25 protein-coding genes are annotated in these 19,837 nt (G+C 59.2%); 23 read left to right on the forward strand and 2 right to left on the reverse strand.

Going from position 1 to position 19,837, the window contains the following annotated elements; genetic code table 11:
• The first annotated feature begins 8 nt into the window (after positions 1-8).
• From nifS to NLM31_RS09245, 14 genes are all read left to right on the forward strand, one after another.
• Complete coding sequence (gene nifS, locus NLM31_RS09180) at positions 9-1,205, forward strand: cysteine desulfurase NifS (RefSeq protein ID WP_254192084.1); 1,197 nt, start codon at positions 9-11, stop codon at positions 1,203-1,205.
• Positions 1,202-1,426: a putative nitrogen fixation protein NifT gene (gene nifT / locus NLM31_RS09185; protein ID WP_254192085.1), complete on the forward strand. Its 225-nt coding sequence runs from the start codon at positions 1,202-1,204 to the stop codon at positions 1,424-1,426. The genes nifS and nifT overlap by 4 nt, the downstream gene beginning before the upstream one ends.
• Positions 1,423-2,289, forward strand: a complete 867-nt coding sequence (locus NLM31_RS09190; RefSeq protein ID WP_254128880.1) for an SIR2 family protein — start codon at positions 1,423-1,425, stop codon at positions 2,287-2,289. Before nifT ends, NLM31_RS09190 begins: the two co-directional genes overlap by 4 nt.
• 331 nt (positions 2,290-2,620) lie before the next feature.
• Positions 2,621-4,165 carry a nitrogenase cofactor biosynthesis protein NifB gene (gene nifB / locus NLM31_RS09195; RefSeq protein WP_375143637.1) on the forward strand — a complete coding sequence of 515 codons (1,545 nt, stop codon included), beginning with the start codon at positions 2,621-2,623 and terminating at the stop codon, positions 4,163-4,165.
• Between the two features lie 12 nt (positions 4,166-4,177).
• The gene (locus tag NLM31_RS09200; protein WP_254128882.1) at positions 4,178-4,402 is read left to right on the forward strand and encodes a 4Fe-4S binding protein; all 225 of its coding nucleotides are present in this window, start codon (positions 4,178-4,180) and stop codon (positions 4,400-4,402) included.
• A gap of 338 nt (positions 4,403-4,740) precedes the next feature.
• Complete coding sequence (locus NLM31_RS09205; RefSeq protein WP_254135273.1) at positions 4,741-5,271, forward strand: hypothetical protein; 531 nt, start codon at positions 4,741-4,743, stop codon at positions 5,269-5,271.
• Positions 5,264-6,007 carry a 4Fe4S-binding leucine-rich repeat protein gene (locus tag NLM31_RS09210; RefSeq protein ID WP_254192086.1) on the forward strand — a complete coding sequence of 248 codons (744 nt, stop codon included), beginning with the start codon at positions 5,264-5,266 and terminating at the stop codon, positions 6,005-6,007. The genes NLM31_RS09205 and NLM31_RS09210 overlap by 8 nt, the downstream gene beginning before the upstream one ends.
• Positions 6,008-6,034: 27 nt before the next feature.
• A complete protein-coding gene (locus tag NLM31_RS09215) occupies positions 6,035-6,355 on the forward strand; it encodes a nitrogen fixation protein NifZ (protein ID WP_254128883.1) in 321 nt (106 codons plus the stop codon).
• On the forward strand, positions 6,348-6,587 hold the full coding sequence (locus NLM31_RS09220) for a nitrogen fixation protein NifZ (RefSeq protein WP_254128884.1): 240 nt from the start codon (positions 6,348-6,350) through the stop codon (positions 6,585-6,587). Before NLM31_RS09215 ends, NLM31_RS09220 begins: the two co-directional genes overlap by 8 nt.
• 12 nt (positions 6,588-6,599) lie before the next feature.
• The gene (locus NLM31_RS09225) at positions 6,600-6,953 is read left to right on the forward strand and encodes a hypothetical protein (protein WP_254128885.1); all 354 of its coding nucleotides are present in this window, start codon (positions 6,600-6,602) and stop codon (positions 6,951-6,953) included.
• A gap of 11 nt (positions 6,954-6,964) precedes the next feature.
• Entirely contained in the window at positions 6,965-7,234 is a 270-nt protein-coding gene (locus NLM31_RS09230; protein ID WP_254128886.1) for a hypothetical protein, read from the forward strand.
• Positions 7,231-8,442, forward strand: coding sequence for a DegT/DnrJ/EryC1/StrS family aminotransferase (locus NLM31_RS09235; RefSeq protein WP_375167479.1), 1,212 nt, complete (start codon positions 7,231-7,233; stop codon positions 8,440-8,442). The genes NLM31_RS09230 and NLM31_RS09235 overlap by 4 nt, the downstream gene beginning before the upstream one ends.
• Positions 8,443-8,858: 416 nt before the next feature.
• The gene (locus NLM31_RS09240) at positions 8,859-9,251 is read left to right on the forward strand and encodes a BolA/IbaG family iron-sulfur metabolism protein (RefSeq protein WP_375143548.1); all 393 of its coding nucleotides are present in this window, start codon (positions 8,859-8,861) and stop codon (positions 9,249-9,251) included.
• A gap of 19 nt (positions 9,252-9,270) precedes the next feature.
• Positions 9,271-9,609, forward strand: a complete 339-nt coding sequence (locus NLM31_RS09245; protein ID WP_254128887.1) for a ferredoxin — start codon at positions 9,271-9,273, stop codon at positions 9,607-9,609.
• 913 nt (positions 9,610-10,522) lie between these two features.
• Here the strand turns inward: NLM31_RS09245 and NLM31_RS09250 are convergent.
• On the reverse strand, positions 10,523-10,936 hold the full coding sequence (locus NLM31_RS09250; RefSeq protein ID WP_254192087.1) for an ArsC/Spx/MgsR family protein: 414 nt from the start codon (positions 10,934-10,936) through the stop codon (positions 10,523-10,525).
• Complete coding sequence (locus NLM31_RS09255) at positions 10,933-11,175, reverse strand: hypothetical protein (RefSeq protein ID WP_254128889.1); 243 nt, start codon at positions 11,173-11,175, stop codon at positions 10,933-10,935. Before NLM31_RS09255 ends, NLM31_RS09250 begins: the two co-directional genes overlap by 4 nt.
• Before the next feature lie 575 nt (positions 11,176-11,750).
• Between NLM31_RS09255 and nifH the strand changes: the two genes are divergently transcribed.
• From nifH to NLM31_RS09300, 9 genes are all read left to right on the forward strand, one after another.
• Complete coding sequence (gene nifH, locus NLM31_RS09260; protein WP_254192088.1) at positions 11,751-12,641, forward strand: nitrogenase iron protein; 891 nt, start codon at positions 11,751-11,753, stop codon at positions 12,639-12,641.
• 100 nt (positions 12,642-12,741) lie between these two features.
• On the forward strand, positions 12,742-13,434 hold the full coding sequence (locus NLM31_RS09265) for a nitrogen fixation protein NifQ (RefSeq protein ID WP_254135276.1): 693 nt from the start codon (positions 12,742-12,744) through the stop codon (positions 13,432-13,434).
• A gap of 103 nt (positions 13,435-13,537) precedes the next feature.
• Positions 13,538-13,933 carry an iron response transcriptional regulator IrrA gene (gene irrA / locus NLM31_RS09270; RefSeq protein ID WP_309143681.1) on the forward strand — a complete coding sequence of 132 codons (396 nt, stop codon included), beginning with the start codon at positions 13,538-13,540 and terminating at the stop codon, positions 13,931-13,933.
• A 138-nt stretch (positions 13,934-14,071) separates the two neighbouring features.
• Positions 14,072-15,250 carry a homocitrate synthase gene (gene nifV, locus NLM31_RS09275; protein ID WP_254192089.1) on the forward strand — a complete coding sequence of 393 codons (1,179 nt, stop codon included), beginning with the start codon at positions 14,072-14,074 and terminating at the stop codon, positions 15,248-15,250.
• Positions 15,251-15,391: 141 nt separating this feature from the next.
• Positions 15,392-15,718, forward strand: a complete 327-nt coding sequence (gene nifW / locus NLM31_RS09280; RefSeq protein WP_254128891.1) for a nitrogenase stabilizing/protective protein NifW — start codon at positions 15,392-15,394, stop codon at positions 15,716-15,718.
• A 678-nt stretch (positions 15,719-16,396) separates the two neighbouring features.
• Positions 16,397-17,524, forward strand: a complete 1,128-nt coding sequence (locus NLM31_RS09285) for an electron transfer flavoprotein subunit alpha/FixB family protein (RefSeq protein ID WP_254128892.1) — start codon at positions 16,397-16,399, stop codon at positions 17,522-17,524.
• A complete protein-coding gene (locus NLM31_RS09290; RefSeq protein ID WP_254128893.1) occupies positions 17,521-18,828 on the forward strand; it encodes an FAD-dependent oxidoreductase in 1,308 nt (435 codons plus the stop codon). The genes NLM31_RS09285 and NLM31_RS09290 overlap by 4 nt, the downstream gene beginning before the upstream one ends.
• A 38-nt stretch (positions 18,829-18,866) precedes the next feature.
• On the forward strand, positions 18,867-19,163 hold the full coding sequence (locus NLM31_RS09295) for a ferredoxin family protein (protein ID WP_254128894.1): 297 nt from the start codon (positions 18,867-18,869) through the stop codon (positions 19,161-19,163).
• A 421-nt stretch (positions 19,164-19,584) separates the two neighbouring features.
• Positions 19,585-19,782, forward strand: a complete 198-nt coding sequence (locus NLM31_RS09300) for a hypothetical protein (protein WP_254128895.1) — start codon at positions 19,585-19,587, stop codon at positions 19,780-19,782.
• Positions 19,783-19,837: the final 55 nt, after the last annotated feature.

The following is a 19,837-nucleotide window of genomic DNA, read 5'->3' on the forward strand; positions in this document are numbered from 1 at the left end:
GGCGCACTGTGCAGTCGGTCTACCTCGACAACAACGCGACCACTCGGACGGATCCGTCCGTCGTCGCTGCGATGCTACCATTCTTCTCCGAGCAATTCGGCAATGCCTCATCCGCCCATGCAGCAGGCAGGCAAGTTGCAGAAAGCATAAGACAGGCTCGTAGGAGTGTGCAGGCACTGATCGGTGCTGCTTTTGATCACGAGATCGTCTTTACCTCGGGCGGTACCGAATCGGATAACACGGCGATCCTTTCGGCACTCTCCGTGCAGGAGCGACGCGACGAACTCGTCACCACGACCGTGGAACATCCCGCTGTGCTCTCGCTCGCAGATGAGCTCGGCCGTCGCGGCAACAAATGCCATCTAATTCCTGTTGACTGCTCCGGCCGGCTCGACATTGATGCTTATCGTCGCGCGTTGTCCCCGCGTACCGCGGTCGTCTCCGTCATGTGGGCCAATAATGAGACCGGCACGATGTTTCCGGTGGAGGTCCTCGCCAAGATGGCGCGATCCATCGGCGCACTCTTCCACACTGATGCGGTGCAGGCTGCGGGGCGGGTTCCGATCGACGTGAAGACGACCCAGATCGACATGCTGTCGCTCTCTGGCCACAAACTGCATGGTCCAAAAGGCGTTGGCGCTCTCTATGTGCGCAAGGACACTAAGTTCAGGCGACTGATTTTCGGCGGACCGCAAGAGCGCCGCCGACGTTCCGGCACCGAGAACGTCCCCGGTATCATTGGGCTGGGTAAGGCTGCGGAGCTTGCTGCCGTAGAGCTCGGGCAGGAGCGCAGGAAAATAGCCGCGCTGCGCGACCGGCTGGAGCAGGGCGTCATCGCCTTCGGCAAGTGTGTGGTGCTCGGCGACAAGGAGAGCCGTCTGCCAAACACGTCAAATATCGCCTTCGAGCATCTCGAAGGTGAAGCAATTATTCATCATTTGAGTCGCGCTGGCATTGCCGCGTCCCTCGGATCAGCCTGCGCGTCAGGCTCCATGGAACCGTCTCATGTGCACCGAGCGATGCACGTACCGTCTGCCTTGTTGCACGGCGCGATCCGCTTTTCGCTGTCTCGCGAGACCACCAGCGAGGAGATCGATCACGTCCTCGTTGTGCTACGAAATATCATCGCGAAACTGAGAGGGACCCCATCTGGGCGGTCAGAGCGTGCAAAGACGACCTTTCGATCCAATGAGTCTATCAGATGAAAGTCATCATTCGTCGTTCTCCTGAAACTGGTCTCTCGATCTACGTCCCCAAGAAGGATCTTGAGGATCGGATCGTTGAATCCGAGCACGAGACACTGTGGGGCGGCTGGATCAGAATGGCTAATGGCTGGGTGCTCGACCTGCCGCCGATGACAAGCGACACCACCTTGCCGATTACGATCAACGCAAAGAGGCGTGGCGGCGACAGAGAAGAGACATGAACGTGCCGGCTCCGCGCATCGAGTTCGTTGGTCGGCCAGTTGCCGAAACCATGCTCCGCAAGGTCGCGGAGGGGCTTCGTCGTGGCGATGTCGTGCCCTATCTCGGACCCGGCGTGATGGATTCGTCGAACACGAGCGCGCCGATGAATCCGGAGGACTTGGCGGCATTCTTCGGCACCAAGGTGACGTTGCCAAAGCGCACGAGAGGGAATGCCTGGGCTTCCGCACAGCACATCGAAATCACGAGGCACCGCACCACCGTAACAGCGATGATGGCGGACGCCTTTGGCGCGCCGATCGCGCCAGCGCAGCTACAACGGTATCTTGCAACGCTGCGGCTGCCGCTGATCGTTGACAGCTGGTACGATGGTGCGATGCGAAATTCGCTGGCGGGACACAGCAATTGGGGTGAGATCCAGGGCATCACCCGCGCCGGTCTGAGTGAGGATCGCTGGTATCGCTTCTACGATTGCGCAGGCCATGAAGTCGTTTCCTCTCTTGCAAGAAGTTGGACAACGGTCCTCTACAAGCCGCACGGCAGCGTCGTCCCAGCCAAGAATTTCCTGGTCTCCGACGCCGACTATGTTGAGGTGCTCACGGAAATCGACATACAGACGCCGATTCCCGGAGAGGTGAAGGCTCGCCGTACCGGCCGCAGCTTCCTGTTTCTGGGGTGCCGCTTCAACGACCAGCTCCTGCGCATCTATGCGCGACAAGTGTCAAAGCGCTCGTCCGACGTTCACTATGCCGTGGTCGAACCCGACACGCTCTCCAAAAATGAGCTCCGCTTTCTGGCCGACCAAGGCCTAACGCCACTCGCAGTTCCGCTTGCACGTGCTGTCGAGATCCTTTTGGCAGATTAGGGAGGCTTCTCGCGTGGGCATTTGACCAGCGCTTGGCGAGGCAGCTCTTACACCATCTTGCTGCCACCTGACGAGCCATGTTTCCAGCAAAAATGAGAAAGGAGCGGCGATACCTTCAGTCAACATCTTCTCGCGCCGCTAGGTGCCGTTTCGATCACAACGCATGTCGGCTTTCCAACACGCCCGGGCAAGAGGCACACCAAAGCGCTTCCTAACTCGTTGAACAAGGTCATGAAAGTTGCACGCCGAGCCGTGGCATGCGGATTGCTGAGCCTCAGATACCGAGAAATCTCGCAGGCCTAAAGGGAGAACTGGATAAATGGCGACTCCAATGCATCGGGGATCATCGAGCGACGCCATTGAAGACGGCGAGGTCACGCGGTCGATTGCCGAGCACAAGGGCTGTGGCAAAAGTAGCCGCGGCGGCGGAGCTAGATGCGGTTCGCCAGCAGGCTGCACTGATCTTCCAGCTGAGACATGGGAAAAGGTGAAAAAGCACCCCTGCTACAGCGAGGAAGCGCACCATCACTATGCGCGCATGCATGTCGCGGTCGCGCCAGCCTGCAACATCCAGTGCAATTACTGCAATCGCAAATACGACTGTGCCAATGAATCGCGTCCGGGTGTGGTCAGCGAGAGGCTCACGCCTGAGCAGGCTGCCAGGAAAGTCATGGCCGTTGCCTCTACCATTCCACAGATGACGGTGCTCGGTATCGCCGGTCCTGGCGACCCGCTCGCCAACCCCGAAAAGACGTTCAAGACCTTCGAGCTCGTGCACAAGGCTGCGCCGGATCTCAAGCTGTGCCTGTCAACCAACGGTCTCGCGCTACCCGATCACATCGACACCATTGCCAAGTTCAACGTCGAGCACGTCACGATCACGATCAATATGATCAACCCCGAGATCGGGGCAAAGATCTATCCTTGGATTTTCTACAACCACAAACGATACACGGGCGTCCAAGCCGCAAGGATCCTCACTGATCGCCAGCTTCAGGGCCTGGAGATGCTCACTCGGCGAGGGGTTCTCTGCAAGGTCAACTCGGTTATGATCCCCGAAATCAATGATCAGCACCTCGTCGAAGTGAGTAAGGCAGTGAAGTCGCGCGGCGCCTTCCTGCACAACATCATGCCGTTGATCTCTTCTCCCAAATATGGAACCGTTTTCGGTCTGAAGGGCCAGCGCAGCCCGACGGCACTTGAACTAAAGGCGCTGCAGGATAGCTGCGAGGGTGAGCTGCATATGATGCGCCACTGCCGGCAGTGCCGGGCCGATGCGATCGGGTTGCTAGGCGAAGACCGCAGCGCGGAGTTCACCATCGAAAAAATCGCGACGATCGACATCAAATACGATGTCGAGAGCCGCAACGCTTATCAGGCCAATGTCGAGAATGGCCGTGCCGCCAAGGCCGCGGCCAAGCACGCTAACCTTGCGGAACTCGCAGTTAGCCTCGGCGACACGAAGGTCCTGGTGGCGGTCGCGACCAAGGGCTCGGATCTGATAAACGAGCACTTTGGTCACGCCAAGGAGTTTCAAGTCTATGAGCTCTCCAGCGGTGGCGCCAAGTTCATTGGCCATCGCCGCGTCGATCTGTATTGCCAGGGTGGCTATGCCGAAGAGGGAAAGCTCGCGACCATCATCCGCGCCATTAACGATTGCCACGCAGTATTCATCGCCAAAATTGGCGGCTGCCCCAGGGCGGAATTGATCAAGGCCGGCGTCGATCCCGTCGATCAATATGCTTATGAGCCTATCGATAAGTCGACGATCGCCTGGTTCAAGACCTATCTCGAGAGGGTCACCAGCGGTGCGATCAAACATGTCGAACGCGGCGATGCTGCGATCCGCCAAGGCGCATTGATTACCGCGGCATGAGAGAGGAAAAACATGCCGTTCAAGATCGTCGCCTCTCAATGCACGAGCTGTTCGGCGTGTGAGCCGGAATGCCCCAATGTCGCGATCGCGGAGAAGGGCGGAACATTCATGATCGATCCTGAGAAGTGCACCGAATGTATCGGCCATTTCGACGAGCCGCAATGCGTGGCGGTCTGCCCAGTCGACAATACCTGCGTCCTCGATACCTCGCTTGCACGCCACCAGGCGCGCAGGTGAGCGATGGAAATGACATGAACTTCCAGAAGAGACGATTGGTGCGACGAGCTATCCGAATGATGCTCCGAGCCGGCTGGCGCGCCGGCCGCGACCTTTGTCTTGCGATCAGCCCAAGTGGATGTTCGGGGCTTGCCGGTGGGATCAGCCTGAAGCCGCAGGCCATTGTTGCTGGGGTCAAGCACGATGACGTCTGGCGGGTTGTTCGCCGGGAGAGACTGCCACACGGCACGACGATGTGCCGACCGATTTCGTTGATAAGCCGAAGCGGACCGGGTTCGTATTGCAAGATCGCAAGCAAGTCTCTTGCGGGGACCATTGATTTCAAGAGGCGACCCGCGATGCCAGATGCCCTGTTCAGTCCGCAGTCCGAGATCAACGAGGTACTCCTCGCCAGGACCTTGCTTGGGGATGGGCTGCCCAGCGAGGCCGAGCATCACTTGTGGCAAGCAAGCCTCTCCTATCACCTTGATGAGGTCGCCGAAAGCCACCTGCGCAAGGCCGCAGGCCTGGCACCAGGGCACGCGGCCGTGCTGATCGGCTTATTTCGCTTCTATTTCTATAAGGCCCGGCTCGCCGAGGCGCTTGAGGTTGCCAAGCTCTGCATAAGCAAGGCGTCGGAGATGAACAATCTCCCATCGGACTGGCGTCTTGTCCGTGCCCATGATGCGGCGTTCGGTCGATATGAAGATATTCTGCCGCGGTTCTTTCTGTTCACGCTGAAAGGATACGCTTATTTGCAGATGCGCCTCGGTCAAATCGAGGAAGGGCGGTTAGCCGTTCAAAAGCTTCTTGAGATCGATCCCACCGATAAGATCGGTGCCAAAGTTCTCCTACGTGTCCTCGAACGTATGGGGCAGGCGGATGAGTGAGGACATTGGCAAGGCGAGAAATTGGCAGGGCAATCAGATCAATTGCGCCTGCTGCGCGCATATTGCTCTGAATCGCAACGGCTGCTGTCAACTCAAGCATGCTTGCGTCAACGACCGCTATGCCGGACGTATCGACTGCTTCTTCGAGAGAAATCCGAGCCTGGCCGACGCCTACCTCGCTCACCCGCATTTTGAAGTGCGCGCGATCGCGGCGAGATTCGCCAACGTCTTCCTGCTGCCGCCATTGCTCCACGATCACGACGAAACCGTGCGTTGGAGCGCCGTCCGCCGCCTGCCCAAGCGTTTCGCCCTGCAGCTTCGCAACGACCCTCATCACGAAGTTAGGATGTGGGTCGCGACACTGCTTGAAGGCGACGAACTTCTGCCGATGGCCTCGGATGAATATTACTACGTCCGCCTTGTAGTTGCGCGGCGGATTGCGCCCATGCTGCTCCGCGGAATGATCCGCGACGAGGACGCTGAGGTTCGTTGCGCCGTGGCGCGACGCCTCCCGGAGAAGTGGTTGCTCGGCCTGATCAATGACCGTGACGCATTGGTGCGGTTGGAGGTAGTTCAACGCCTGCCGGCGGAGTTGTTGTCGCTTCTGCGCCACGACCCGGATTGGCGTATCCGGCATGAGATCGCAAGCCGGATCGTGCCCTCCGAGCTCATGGGCCTTGTCGATGACCCATATAGCCTGGTGCGCGAAGTTGCGCGCTCGCGGCTTGTCCGATAGCCGGGACAAGAACAGGGGACCCTTGGCATGAACAATATTGTGGCTGATAGTGACATCGTCGAGCTGACTGCACGACCGTTCTTCGACTTTGGCGAGAAGGTGCGTGCCAACTGCACCATCCGAAATGACGGCACCTACGCCGGCAAGGAGATCGGCGACATCCTGGCCAAGAAGGGCGAGGTCGGCTACGTCATATCGATCGGCACTTTCTTGCAGCGGTTTTACATCTACGGCGTTGAATTCATCCAAAGCGGTCACCGGGTCGGCATGAAGCGAAACGAGCTCGATCCGGTCATACCACGCGCCGAAGTCGAGGACCTGCGCTTGCCGGGAGCCGACGATGATTGAAGCCAGACTGCCAAAATTTCAGCAGGGCCAGCGCGTCAAGGCGATGTTTGACCTGATCAATGACGGATCCTTTCCCGATGCCCCAACGGAAGGGCTCCTGGTCAGCCTCGGCGACATCGGCAAGATCGTCCAAGTGCGCCGGCACACGGAAGCGAACCTTCCGATCTATCTCGTCGAGTTCGGTGAGAACTTGGTCGTCGGTTGCCTCGAAAGCGAAATCGGCCAGGTCTAGGAAGTAGACGCGATGAACGCGGCCTTAGACATAAATCCGAACCTACCCGTGCATCCCAACGACATCGATCGCAGGCGCATCGAGCGCGCGCTGAAGTCGAGAGAGCGCTATCGTTATGTCTCAGCCAACATCACCGGAGTTGCCGGCGGCTACTTGATCGAATGCCCATGCTGCTCGCGCAATATCGACGTTAAGGGCGGCATCATTGACGTGGCCGTGCTGCGCCATGACGGGGCAAGCGCCAACTGGCAGGTATTCCGAAAAGATCACAAGCACGGCGTCTGGAAACTGCACTCCACGCACAAGCGTTTGGCAGCAGTTACCGATCTATTGAACGTCGATGCGGAACGCGTGTTCTGGCAATAAGGACCCGTTCTATGGCTCTGGGAGCAGGCGAAATTGCGGACATCGAGCGGACGCTCGCGTCATTCGATGATGCTTCTCAAGCCTATGCGGTGTTGCGACAGGGGTATCCGCATCTCGCCTGGATCCGCTGCGACTCGTCAGACCTTACCGAAACGCCTTTTTACAGCGTCGGACAATTCGACCTGCATTTGCTCGATAGCGCGGACCATTGTGCCCGGATCACGGATGATCCGACGCGGGCGACCGGCATTGTGCTCGCCAAGCGGGCCGTCGAGCCGTGACCGGACCAGCTCTAGGCCACGGCCTCGTTGCCAAGGCGGACGAAGAGCCGGTTCCAACGGGCTATGAATCCTTGATTCCGTTGTCGGATCCTGACATTACCTCGGCCGAAATCGCGGCAGTAGATCGCGTGTTGCGCTCGCCGCGGCCGTCTAACGGCCCGCTCACGGAACAATTCGAGGCGGCATTTGCCACCTATCTCGGGCGGAACTATGCCGTTGCGGTACCGAGCGGGACCATCGGCCTTCTGCTGTCTCTGAAAGCTTGCGGCATCGCCGCAGGCGACGAGGTGATCGTCTCGTCCTATTCATATCGCGAAACTGCACACGGCGTCAGCCTCGCCGGTGTGCGGCCGGTATTTGCGGACATCGACTATTGGTCCGGGACGCTCGCGCCGCAGAAAGTTGAGGAGCGCATCACGCCAAAGACCCGCGCCATCCTCGCCGCCAATGCCAATGGCTATCCCGCAGCCTGGTCGGAGCTGCGCGATATCGCGAGAAGGCGTAATCTTCTGCTGCTGGAAGATTCGACTGAGGCCGTCGCCTCACGTTATAAGGGCCAATTGGTCGGCACCTTCGGCGATGTCGCTGTGTTTGACCTCGCGCAGCCCTCGCTTCTGACCTGCGGCGAAGGCGGCATAGTGGTTACCGATGATATCGACCTTGCGGTGGCACTTCGTCGTCACCGTTCGGACCGGACTGACGAGCGTTCTTCCGCTACCGTCGGTTCGGCTGCGCCATATCAAGCCGAAATGAGCGATCTGTCCGCTGCGCTGGGGATTACGCAGCTAAGGCGTATCGACGAGATACTCGAGCGTCGCCGGCTGATTGAACAGCTTTATGCAACGCATATGCAGTCGTTCGAAGGCATCAAACCGCCCTATGTTGGACCCGACGTGACTGAAGTGAACTGGTTCCTTTATGTTGTCCATCTCGGGACGCGTTTCACGCGCTCCAGCCGCGACGCGATCGTCGAGGATCTCCGCGTTGAGCAGACCGAGGCTGCGGCTTACAACCATCCTCTGCACCTGCAGCGGCATTATCTCGATCTCGGTTATCGCCGTGGCGATCTGCCAGTGACCGAAAAGATCTCCGATCGCGCCGTTGCACTGCCATTTCATACGCATCTCACTGATAGCCAGATCGAATTCATTGTCCAGACCATGAAAGACGCCTCAATCAATGTAGGCGCGGGCGCGGCGATCTACTGAACAGCCGCAAATTGCGGAGAAGGCGAGAAAAAGATCTCGCTCGTCATCCTACCGGAAGGTGGAACCATGGGCCTATCGTCACTCCGGCTTGCCGCGGAGATCGCGATCCATACGGACGTCCAGCCATGAGTCGCCGAATGGTCAAGGATCTGAGGAAGCTGCCGGAATATGCGGTCGCAGTCGCACCGAGCTGCCGTGAGTTGTCGAGCCAGGAACTCATGGCAGAGCCTATCGCCGCCACGCGACGACGATGTCGGCGATCGATCTATCCTTGTTATCTTCGCGACGGTCCGCCCGCGGGATTGTCGACCAATGCGCGTCGCTTCCATCCGTGTCGGCGGAAGTCCTTTCAAATGGTCCTGTCGAGAGTTGGTTTGGTGCTTGCATGAAACCGGGCGAGAGCAGGAGTAAGCGACATGGTGATGGCTGGGCTGGCAATTGAGGCCTTGATCGGCGAGGCGCTTCCGGAGGCGAATGTGATCGTGACCGATCTGGCGGGCACCGGACACCACTGCGGGGCGCGAATCGTCTCGCAGGCCCTTGCCGGCAAGAGCCGCATCCAACAGCATCGGATGATCCATGCCGCGTTAGGGAGCAAAACGATCGACACGTTTCGACGCGCTCGTGCTCGAAACCCTCGTGCCGAAACGAGTCACTTGCAAGGGAACATCATGAGCGACCTACCCGAACAATGCACTAAGAACTTTAATTGTGGAGGTGACATCAAGCCGTCTTCGAACGGGCCGATCGTCATGCGACCCTATGTCAAAGCAGAGTCTCGCGGCCATTGCGACATCGCATTGCGGTAACAGAAGTATGAGCGGCAACATGAATGAGTTCGAACTCCCACAGCTCTACCGGCATCACGTTTTCGCCTGCCGCACTCAGCGCCCTCCTGACCATCCGCACGGCAGCTGCGGGACGGCGGGCGGAGGATCGTTATGGGAACGGCTCGGCAAAGCAATCGAGGCGGGTGGGTTGACCGATATCGGCTTCACCGCAGCCGACTGTCTCGGCTTCTGCGGCTCCGGTCCTCTGATGGTCGTCTATCCTGACGGTGTCTGGTATCGCCCGAGCACCCCGGAAGATATTGACGAGATTGTCGAGTCCCATCTGAAGAATGGCTGTCGCGTCGACCGCCTCGTCGTGGTGCTCACGCGGAGTTAGCGGTCTTTTGCTTTCCACTTACGGGAGACGGAGCCATCGGCCGTCTCCGGCCGCACTAAGAAGGACGTCGATGCATCGCATCGGCGATTGCGAGGCTCTTTCCTCGTGAAATGGTGCACAGGGACGCTTGGCCGTGGGGCCGCTGTGCCGAATGCCGCTCTCTTCCAGAACGAGGCAAGGATAGTGCAATACCGCCTACGAAGAAGACTTCACACCTGCGTCCACCATGGCATCGCCTCCGCGCGCGTGGAGGGCCAAAACAACCCAAATATCCTTTTCCAGCAAATGGACCGACCGGCCCGAAGCCGTGGTAACAACGCCGAGAGCCGCAAGCCGCTCGCCACGAGAGGGAGCCAGATAGGAGTCTGCTATCGGCTACGAGCACCTGGCTGATGGATTCTGACATCCACGCGGGCAATGCAGGCATGAGCGCGATCAGATCCTGTAAGACCGGTTGCGGGAGCTTTTGCTTGAGTTTGGTCCGTGCCTCCGCGGCATGCGGTCTTCCCAGCTGAGCAAGCGCACGGACCGCGTCCCCGGCCGCAAGCTCGTGGCAATGCTGCAGAATGAGAAGGTCTGCCGGCTCGGAAAACAAGCGGTCAATCTGGTCACCATTCTTGCCAAGCCCCGCCGGGGTCAACGGTGTGAATTAGGCAGGCCCCTTGAACATCAGTGCTGTAGCCATTCGCCGGCCGTCTAAGCGAACGCGGTCTGAGAAAAGGTCAGAGCGCTCGCCTCCCCAATTCTTCGGGATCGCCTGCTCGCCCATGATCTCGGCGAACGCCCGTCTGATACGGTGCTCTGGGATTTCGCGCAGCGCGCCGAGGTCAGATTTCGCGGGGTGGTATGTAGCTTTAGCGCCGCTTTCTCCCACAAGAGGCTCGTGTGATACGCCACCTGCGAAGCAAACACATCACACCTCCGCACACCGCGGCGCCTTCTCCGTTCGCGCGCAGTTCTGAAGCTCTCGCCTCGGGCTTGAGCCCAGCAGCGACGGTACCGGCTCGCGGTCAAATCCTGCACATCTTGTGTTATTGGCTTCGATCAGCGGCCGCCTGATCAGCAGTCGATCCTCGAGCATCAAGGCGATCGCGCTGGCGGCGTCGATCGCCGCCGGATCGACTTCGCCCGACGTTACCCGCGGCGCGGCTGGGTTGAACCAGGACCGAACCGGCGTGTTACCAAAGAATGTACATAGATCGGGCGCGGTCCAGAGTTCGGTCAGCAAGCTCTTTACCACGACATGATGACCCGCTGCCTCCAACGCACAATTCTGGCGCGCGTTCGTTCCGCAGTCGGGCTTCTGCCAAAACAGAATCGTAGTCATGTCAAGATTCCCCATTTGATCACGCTAAGCTGGATGGTTGGCACTGCCTTACCGTTGCCCAAGATGGTGTTGACCTTCTCACCCCGTCCAGCGTCAGCGGTGTGATCACCGTGCCATGGCGCGCTCGTCTTCACGCGCTCAGGTGAGCCCACCTCGTCGGACGTGTAGGTAACGAAGAGAACGCGGACACCTTCGAACTTTCCGGTGAGTTCGCCAATCAGGTCCAGTCCGCGGCTCATCAGTCAAGTGACACCGAGAAACATCTGGGGCGATTCAGTCGAAGCTCGCGGCATAGGCCTATTCAGGCGTGGCCAGTTCGTGGGTCTCGATCTCGTCACGAAACAGGAACTGCAACGCCGAATGGGTGATCTTTTCCTGGTCGACCTCGAACACGCGCCGCCGTTTACAGCCTTGTCTGTCTCGACGCCAAACTGCATGTTGCCTTCCTTTCAAATCGCGTCACGATGCGGCGTTGGCAATTGTCATTCCGTCCTGCGCGGTTACAGTCGCAGCTAGATCGCACTTTAAGAGCCACAATCCTTGTCCTGTTTCTGACATAACAACAAATGGCTCGGCGCGGCGTCCGTCAATCGCGTCTGTCGACCATCTTCGAGTAGGCGCTTAAAGCACGCGCGGCGAATGGCACGCTAGTTGCTACTCGGATGCCGTAACTGCGAGTGAGGGTTGAGGCCACGCCGGCGCGTATGGCGAGCGCGTTCTCTTTCCCGACGCCGTGTGCCCAGGTTTCTGAGGGAGAAATACTCTCGCGCAAGTCCAACGCGAAAGCATTGGCAATCGGTTAATGGAGAGCAACATGGCTTCACTGAGACAAATCGCGTTTTATGGCAAGGGTGGTATCGGCAAATCGACGACCTCGCAGAACACCCTCGCAGCACTCGCCGAGATGAATCACAAGATCCTGATCGTCGGCTGCGACCCGAAGGCGGACTCGACCCGCCTGATCTTGCACGCCAAGGCACAGGACACAATCTTGAGTCTCGCGGCAAGCGCCGGCAGCGTCGAAGACCTCGAGATCGAGGACGTCTTGAAGGTCGGCTACAAGGATATTCGCTGCGTCGAATCCGGTGGTCCGGAGCCGGGCGTCGGGTGCGCCGGCCGTGGCGTCATCACCTCGATCAACTTCCTGGAAGAGAACGGGGCCTACGAGGACATCGATTACGTGTCATACGACGTGCTCGGCGATGTCGTATGCGGTGGCTTTGCAATGCCGATACGTGAGAATAAGGCGCAAGAAATCTATATCGTCATGTCCGGCGAGATGATGGCGATGTATGCCGCCAACAACATCTCCAAGGGCATTCTGAAGTATGCCAATTCGGGCGGGGTGCGGCTGGGCGGCTTGATCTGCAACGAGCGGCAAACCGACAAGGAGCTGGAGCTGGCAGAAGCGCTCGCCAAGAAGCTCGGCACCCAGCTGATCCACTTCGTGCCCCGTGACAACGTCGTCCAGCACGCCGAGCTGCGCCGCATGACGGTGCTGGAATATGCGCCGGACTCCAAGCAGGCGGACCACTATCGCAATCTTGCGACCAAAATCCACAACAATGGCGGCAAGGGCATCATCCCGACCCCGATCAGCATGGACGAGCTTGAGGACATGCTGATGGAGCACGGCATCATGAACCCGATCGATGAAAGCCAGGTCGGTAAGACCGCTTCCGAGCTCGCTGCGCTGTCCGCGTAATTCAGCTCGCCGGCCTCCAAAGGAGGCGCGCGTCAAGACTGATAGGATCCAATCAGTGGAGTTGTCCGTGACTGCAGCGCAAGAGGGTCTAATCGCTGCGATGTCGATTCCGTCGGGTGGGACCCCCGCTGACAGGCAGCTTGTCGGAATTGAACTCTACCATGTTCTAATTGGCTGCGGTCCGGCAGACGCTGACGTAAGGGATAATGACAAGTTTGACCGGCATGTGTTCGCCTCAGTTCTTTGTGCCGCTGTAATGGATGGAGCGCCTCTTCCAGAGCGCACGGGCCTGACCGCGCAGGAGCTCAATGAACTCCTGGCACAATGTTTCCCATCCGCGCCCGTGCAGGCCATCATCTCGATGGAAAACTCCGGTTCAGCCAGTGACGAAGAGATCATGCTGCGCGACCTCCTGCTCGGGCAGCGATCGGCAAAGGGCGAGATCAGTCGCTGGCTCGCTGCTATGGTCGCAAGGCGTGCGATGGAACCGAACCATTTGTGGGAAGATCTCGGACTACGCGAGCGGGCCGAGTTGACGCGCCTGTTGATGCGCCATTTTGCGCCGCTGGCGTCGCAAAACACCAAAAACATGCGCTGGAAGCGCTTCTTCTATCGCAGATTGTGCGAGAACGAAGGTTTGGTGATGTGTACGACGCCGGTGTGTACGCAATGCCGCGACTTCAATCACTGTTTCGGTGAGGAGAGCGGCGAGAGCCGGATGGCGGAGCGTCGCCGCAAACATTTGCGGGGAATGGAAACTCCTGCCGGAGCCGCAGGCAATCCGCAGGTGTGAGCAATCGACTATGCGCTCCCCCAGAAGCTGCGAAGGACCCCCGCAAGCTGCGATGCCTCGACCCTTGCGCTTTGGCCTTGCCGGAAATTGCTCGAAAGCGTGCATGCGGCTGCTGCGTGATGCGGCCCTGCAGCCGACGCGCCGGCGCGTGCTGCTGGCTCAGTTGCTCTTCGCAAGGGATGACCGCCACGTCACTGCCGAGATGCTCTTCAGCGAGGCGATCGAAGCCAACATCAAGCTCTCGGTTGCGACCGTATACAACACGCTGAACCATTTCACACGAGCCGGCCTGCTGCGCCGGATCACGCCCGACGGCTCAAAGTCGTTCTTTGACATCGATACCAGCATACACCCGCATTTCTATCTCGTCGGCGAAGATACTTTGATCGACATCCCCGAAAAGCTCCTGCTCGCGCGGATGCCCGAGGCCTTACCCGACCACGAGATCTCCCGGCTCGACATCATCGTCCACATTCGCCGTAAGCCAACCGACATCTGATATATCCGACTTTCGACATTGTTACATTTACGGCAATCTCAGTTGCTACCCAGAAGTGCAGTGATTTCAGGCAGTTCGTCAACCACCGCCCTGGCACGGCTGTTGCTCACCGTTCAGCGGAAAAGACGGAATCTGCACATGGCCTTCGGTGAAACGACTCGGTTCGGCAGCTCGCAGACACGACAAATAGTCCTGAACGACACCACGTTACGCGACGGCGAGCAGGCTCCCGGCGTGGCCTTTACAGCGGTGGAAAAACTATCGATCGCGCGCGCGCTAGCAAAGGCCGGGATCACCGAGATCGAAGCCGGTACGCCGGCGATGGGCCATGAAGAAGTCAGCGCGATCCGCGCTATTGTCGAAGCTGGCCTGGCCGCGACAATCATTGGTTGGTGCCGGATGAAATCTTCCGACGTCGATGCGGCAATCGATTCCGGCGTCTCAATGGTCAATGTCTCGATCCCATCCTCCGACGTGCAAATCGCGGCCAAGCTCGGCACCGACCGGGTTGCCGCGCTCGAGCAGGTAAGGCGGGTCGTCGGCTACGCTCGCGATAACGGGCTCGATGTCGCAGTCGGAGGCGAAGATTCTTCGCGCGCCAATGTCGACTTCCTGATCGAGCTGATCACCGCAGCAAAAGAGGCGGGCGCGCGGCGCTTTCGTGTCGCCGATACGCTCAGCGTGCTCGACCCGGACGCAGCCTTTGCGCTGGTGGCGGCGCTACGTGCCACCTCCGATCTCGAGATCGAATTCCACGGCCACGACGATCTGGGCCTCGCCACCGCTAACACGCTCGCCGCAATCAAGGCCGGCGCAACGCATGCCTCGGTGACCGTGATCGGCCTCGGCGAGCGTGCGGGCAACGCGCCTCTGGAAGAGGTCGCTGTCGCGCTCAGGCAGCTCTATGGATGCGACACCGGCGTTGTGCTCCCGGAACTCGACAATGTCGCGGCTGTCGTCGCGTCCGCTGCCGTTCGCAGCGTTCCGCTTAATAAGGCGATCGTCGGTGAGCATGTTTTTACCCACGAATCCGGTATCCATGTCGATGGCCTCCTGAAGGACCAGCGCAGCTATCAGGCGCTCGATCCGCGGCTGTTGGGTCGCTCTAACCGTTTTGTCGTCGGCAAACATTCAGGGCTAGCCGCTATCACGGCGTTGCTGAACGAATTGCAGGTTTCCGTGAGCGATGAGGAAGGCAAGGCGATCCTCGCGCGCGTTCGGCAGCATGCGGTCGAGCATAAGGGCGGGGTCGCGCGCGAGACTGTAATGGCGATCTGGCGCGAAGTCCGCGAGCGCTCGATGATCAACGCAATGTGAGGCTGTCATGTCCAGAATAGTCGCCATTTCTGTGATCGAGGAGATCGTTGAGCCGCCACGCCTGCGATACGCCCCCCGTTTGACGAGCACGCGTGGCCGGCCATCATTGCACACGGTGGAAGAAAAGACGGAGAAAGCCGAATGGCTGACGGAATCCTTTTGCGATTAAGCAAGGCGGCTGCGGCTGAGGAGTTTTTTGACTTGCTCGGCGTCAAGTACGAACCCAAGATTGTCAACGTGGCTCGGCTCCACATACTGCATCGCATGGGGCAGTATCTCGCAGACGAAGACTTGACCGGTGCGAGCGATGCAGCGGTCGCAGAACGTTGTAAGGCCGTGCTGGAGCGGGCATACACGGACTTCGTCGGCTCCTCACCAATCGATCAGCGCGTTTTTAAGGTCCTCAAAGAAGCGACCGCGCCACAGGCGAAGAAAGCGTCAAACTTGGTTCAACTGGAGACGTTTTAGTCATACTCGGGTTCAAAAAGGGTCTCTCACTCGTCCTGGTCGTCCCACAAGGACGGCAGTACGCCGCATAGTCCCAGATTACTCCGATGCCGCTGCGTTTGCGAGATCTCGGAAATTGCGACGTCGTGCTCACTGCCTTGCGGTGGCTATGTTCTTCGTGGAGGCGACGATAGGACGGACCTAACGCCTCTGTTCGGTCTCCGACGCTTGTCGCCGTGTCCTTGTCAGCTCTGGCGGTTCCGGCTGGACGAAAGTCACGTCGCCGCAGTCGCAAGCCTCTGTGTTGATATCAACTTTCGATCAAACCCTCAATTGGTACGACACTTGCTGTCTCTATTCGCAGCGAAGCCTTGGAGAAGCGCATGCATATCGACGTCTGCTACAAGCAAGTCCCGGCTTTCCCGGGGATTCGAGTGCACGCCGTGAGTAAGACCATCACGCTTCAGAGGAGGAAGCCAAGCCCTCGAGTTCAGCTTTCGCTCCCGCAATGTGGCTTCTGCGGATTGCCGTCAGTGCCAGCGCTTCTTTGGACCGGAGCTGCGCGGCTAAGGCAGCTGTAACCGAGACCCGGCGAGGAACGGTCGCTGAGCTGAGACAGATGATCGTCGCGCGCCAGACGAACCCGGAAGCCGATCTCGCGGTATGGCGCTCGACTAATGAAGCAAGGAAACCAATTCCATGAGCTCTACATCCAAAAGTCGCGCTCCGGCGGCCGCCTCTGGGCGCGCCGCGACCAAGAGGGAGTTGCCCGATCGCTTTAAAGCTTACAAGCACGTCTGGGTTTTCGTCGAGCAGGAACGCGGTGTTGTGCACCCCGTGTCCTGGGAACTCATGGGTGCCGGCCGTAAGCTCGCCGATAAGCTCAAGGTTGATCTCGCGGCTGTTGTCATCGGCCCGGAGAGTGAGGCGACGCAGCAGGCCGCTGCCCAGTCCTTTTGCTATGGCGCCAACCTCGCCTACCTGGTCGCTCACAATCTCTTGGCCGACTATCGCAACGAGTCCTACACCAAGGCGCTGACCGATGTCGTCAACACCTACAAGCCGGAGATCCTGCTGTTGGGAGCCACTACGCTCGGCCGCGATCTCGCGGGCTCGGTCGCCACGACGCTGCTTACGGGACTTACTGCGGATTGCACAGAGCTCGATGTCGATGCTGACGGATCGCTCGCTGCGACGCGGCCGACCTTCGGCGGCTCTTTACTCTGCACGATCTACACGCTGAACTACCGTCCGCAAATGGCTACCGTCCGCCCCCGCGTGATGCCGATGCCAAAGCGCGTCGCACGCCCGGTCGGCCGCGTTATCACTCACCCACTCGGTCTCGTCGAAGACGACATCGTCACAAAAGTTCTCACCTTCCTGCCCGACCGCAACTCAGCAAAATCAAATCTTGCTTATGCCGACGCGGTCGTTGCGGGCGGGCTTGGGCTCGGATCACCGGAGAACTTCCAGCTGGTACGCCAGCTCGCGACCGTGCTCGGGGCCGAATACGGCAGTTCGCGACCGCTCGTGCAGAAGGGCTGGGTCACCTCTGATCGCCAGATCGGCCAGACCGGCAAGACGATCCGACCAAAACTCTATATCGCCGCCGGCATCTCGGGGGCGATCCAGCACCGTGTCGGCGTCGAAGCGGCCGATCTTATCGTTGCCATCAACACCGACAAGAACGCGCCAATTTTCGACTTCGCTCACATTGGCATCGTTGCGGATGCCATACATCTTTTGCCGCCGCTCACTGACGCGTTCCGGACGCGGCTGTCGCCACATTCCCGTGACCGGAAGCAGGTCGAAGGAGTTCGATCATGATCGAGGAAAAATTCGATGCCATCGTCGTTGGCGCAGGCATGGCGGGTAATGCGGCAGCGCTCACCATGGCCGAGCGCGGTATGAAGGTGTTGCAGCTTGAGCGCGGCGAGTATCCGGGATCAAAGAATGTGCAGGGCGCGATCCTCTATGCCGACATGCTGGAGAAGCTTGTTCCCGATTTCCGTGACGACGCTCCGCTTGAGCGACACCTGGTCGAGCAGCGCTTCTGGATGATGGATGACCGCTCGCACACCGGCTTGCACTACCGCTCCGAGGACTTCAACGAGGAGAAGCCGAACCGATACACCATCATCCGCGCTCAGTTCGACAAATGGTTCTCGCAAAAGGTTCGCGAAGCCGGCGCCACAGTATTATGCGAAACGACGGTCACGGACCTAGTCCGAGATGCCCATGGTAAGGTAATCGGCGTACGGACCGATCGGCGCGACGGCGAGATCCATGCTGACGTCGTCGTGCTGGCGGAGGGCGTCAATGGCGTGCTCGGTACGCGCGCTGGCCTGCGCGAGCGGCCGAAGCCCGAGAAGGTTGCGCTCGCAGTCAAGGAAATGCACTTCCTGCCTAGGGAAACCATTGAATCGCGCTTCAATCTCAAGGGGGACGAAGGCGTGGTGATCGAGGCCGTAGGCACGATTTCTCGCGGCATGACCGGTATGGGATTCATCTATGCCAACAAGGAATGCGTCTCGCTGGGTATCGGCTGCTTGGTCGCCGACTTCCAGCGTACCGGCGAGACGCCTTATGGCCTACTCGATCGCTTCAAGCGGCATCCTTCGGTCGCGCCTCTGATAGAAGGCTCCGAGGTGAAGGAATATTCTGCCCATCTGATTCCCGAGGGCGGCTTCAAGGCAATCCCGCAACTCTACGGCAAGGGCTGGGTCGTGGTCGGCGACGCCGCGCAGCTTAACAACACAATTCATCGCGAAGGATCAAACCTCGCGATGACGTCGGGCCGGATCGCGGCGGAAGCGATCCTTCAGATCAGGTCGCGGAACCAACCGATGCTCCCGCAGAACCTGGTGCTATACAAGAAGAAGCTCGATGAATCCTTCGTGATCAAGGACCTAAGGAAGTACAAGGATATGCCGGCGCTGATGCACACCCGGTCGCAAAACTTCTTCCTGACCTATCCGCAACTCGTCTCCAAGGCTATGCAGAACTTTCTGCGTGTCGACGGTACGCCTAAAGTCGAAAAGGAGAAGCTCACACTTAAATCGTTCACCAAGGCGCGCTCGCGGAGCGGCCTGTTTGGCGACGCCTTTCGCCTCATGCGCGCGTGGCGTTGAACGGAGAAACAGCAGCGACCAACGACGGAGACAAAACAATGTCGATCGAGCAATCCCTGCGTGTCGAGGACAAGCTATTCTATAACCGCTATCTCGTCGATACCGGCCGTCCCCACATCAAGGTGCGGCCGCACACCAAGCCATCGCCGCAGCTTTTGTCGATGCTGAAGGCCTGCCCGGCGCGGTGCTATGAACTCAACGAACAGGGCCAAGTCGAGTCCACCGTCGATGGCTGCATCGAATGCGGCACCTGCCGGATAATCTGCGAGGAGACCGGCGACATCGAATGGAGCTATCCCCGAGGGGGCTACGGCGTCCTGTTCAAATTCGGCTAAGCCAACATCGGCGGCTTTTGCACTGATCCGAAACAACGTGCAGACTTTGAGGCACCTTCCGTGGGGCTCGCCGCGGGCTAGACCGCGAGAATAATCGGGGCTTCGGCCGAATGGCCGGCCCTATTTGGGATTCTGCACGGCCGAACTCGAAGCGTTCCTCGATAGGCCTGAGGCGACCGTCGGGCTACCACGAATCTTCCATGCTTGGGGGCGAAAGCAGTGAAGCTTGAGTCTGCCGCTTGGCATCACCTCAAGCCGGTTCCGCGATCGTCCGGAAGCGCGTGGGTCGGGCGCCTCTAAGCCGTCCTTGCCTGGGCTGCGGGCGCGAACAGTGACTACCAGGGAACGCAGACGACACGAAAGTGTCTCAGTGTCTTCTCACCACCTCACTCCACCAAACGAAGTACGCCAGGACAAAGTTGTGACGACGACGATCAGCGAGGATCTTGCTGCTATGCGCAGTCATCGTAATCGCATCCACCGCTATCGCGGTTTGCTTGAAGGTCAACCGACTGACCTTGAGCGACAATATCTCGAGCAACGCTTGTCTGAAGAGCGCTGTGCTTTCGATGCCCTAGTGGTGGGTAGTTTTCCCCTGGTTTTCAGAATCCCCGCATGAAGCCGGTCGAAGCCATCTGTTCCAGTCACAAAGGTCACCCACCTTGGGCTTGGCG

The organism is Bradyrhizobium sp. CCGUVB4N, assembly GCF_024199945.1.
In the GTDB taxonomy this organism is placed as follows: Bacteria; Pseudomonadota; Alphaproteobacteria; order Rhizobiales; family Xanthobacteraceae; genus Bradyrhizobium.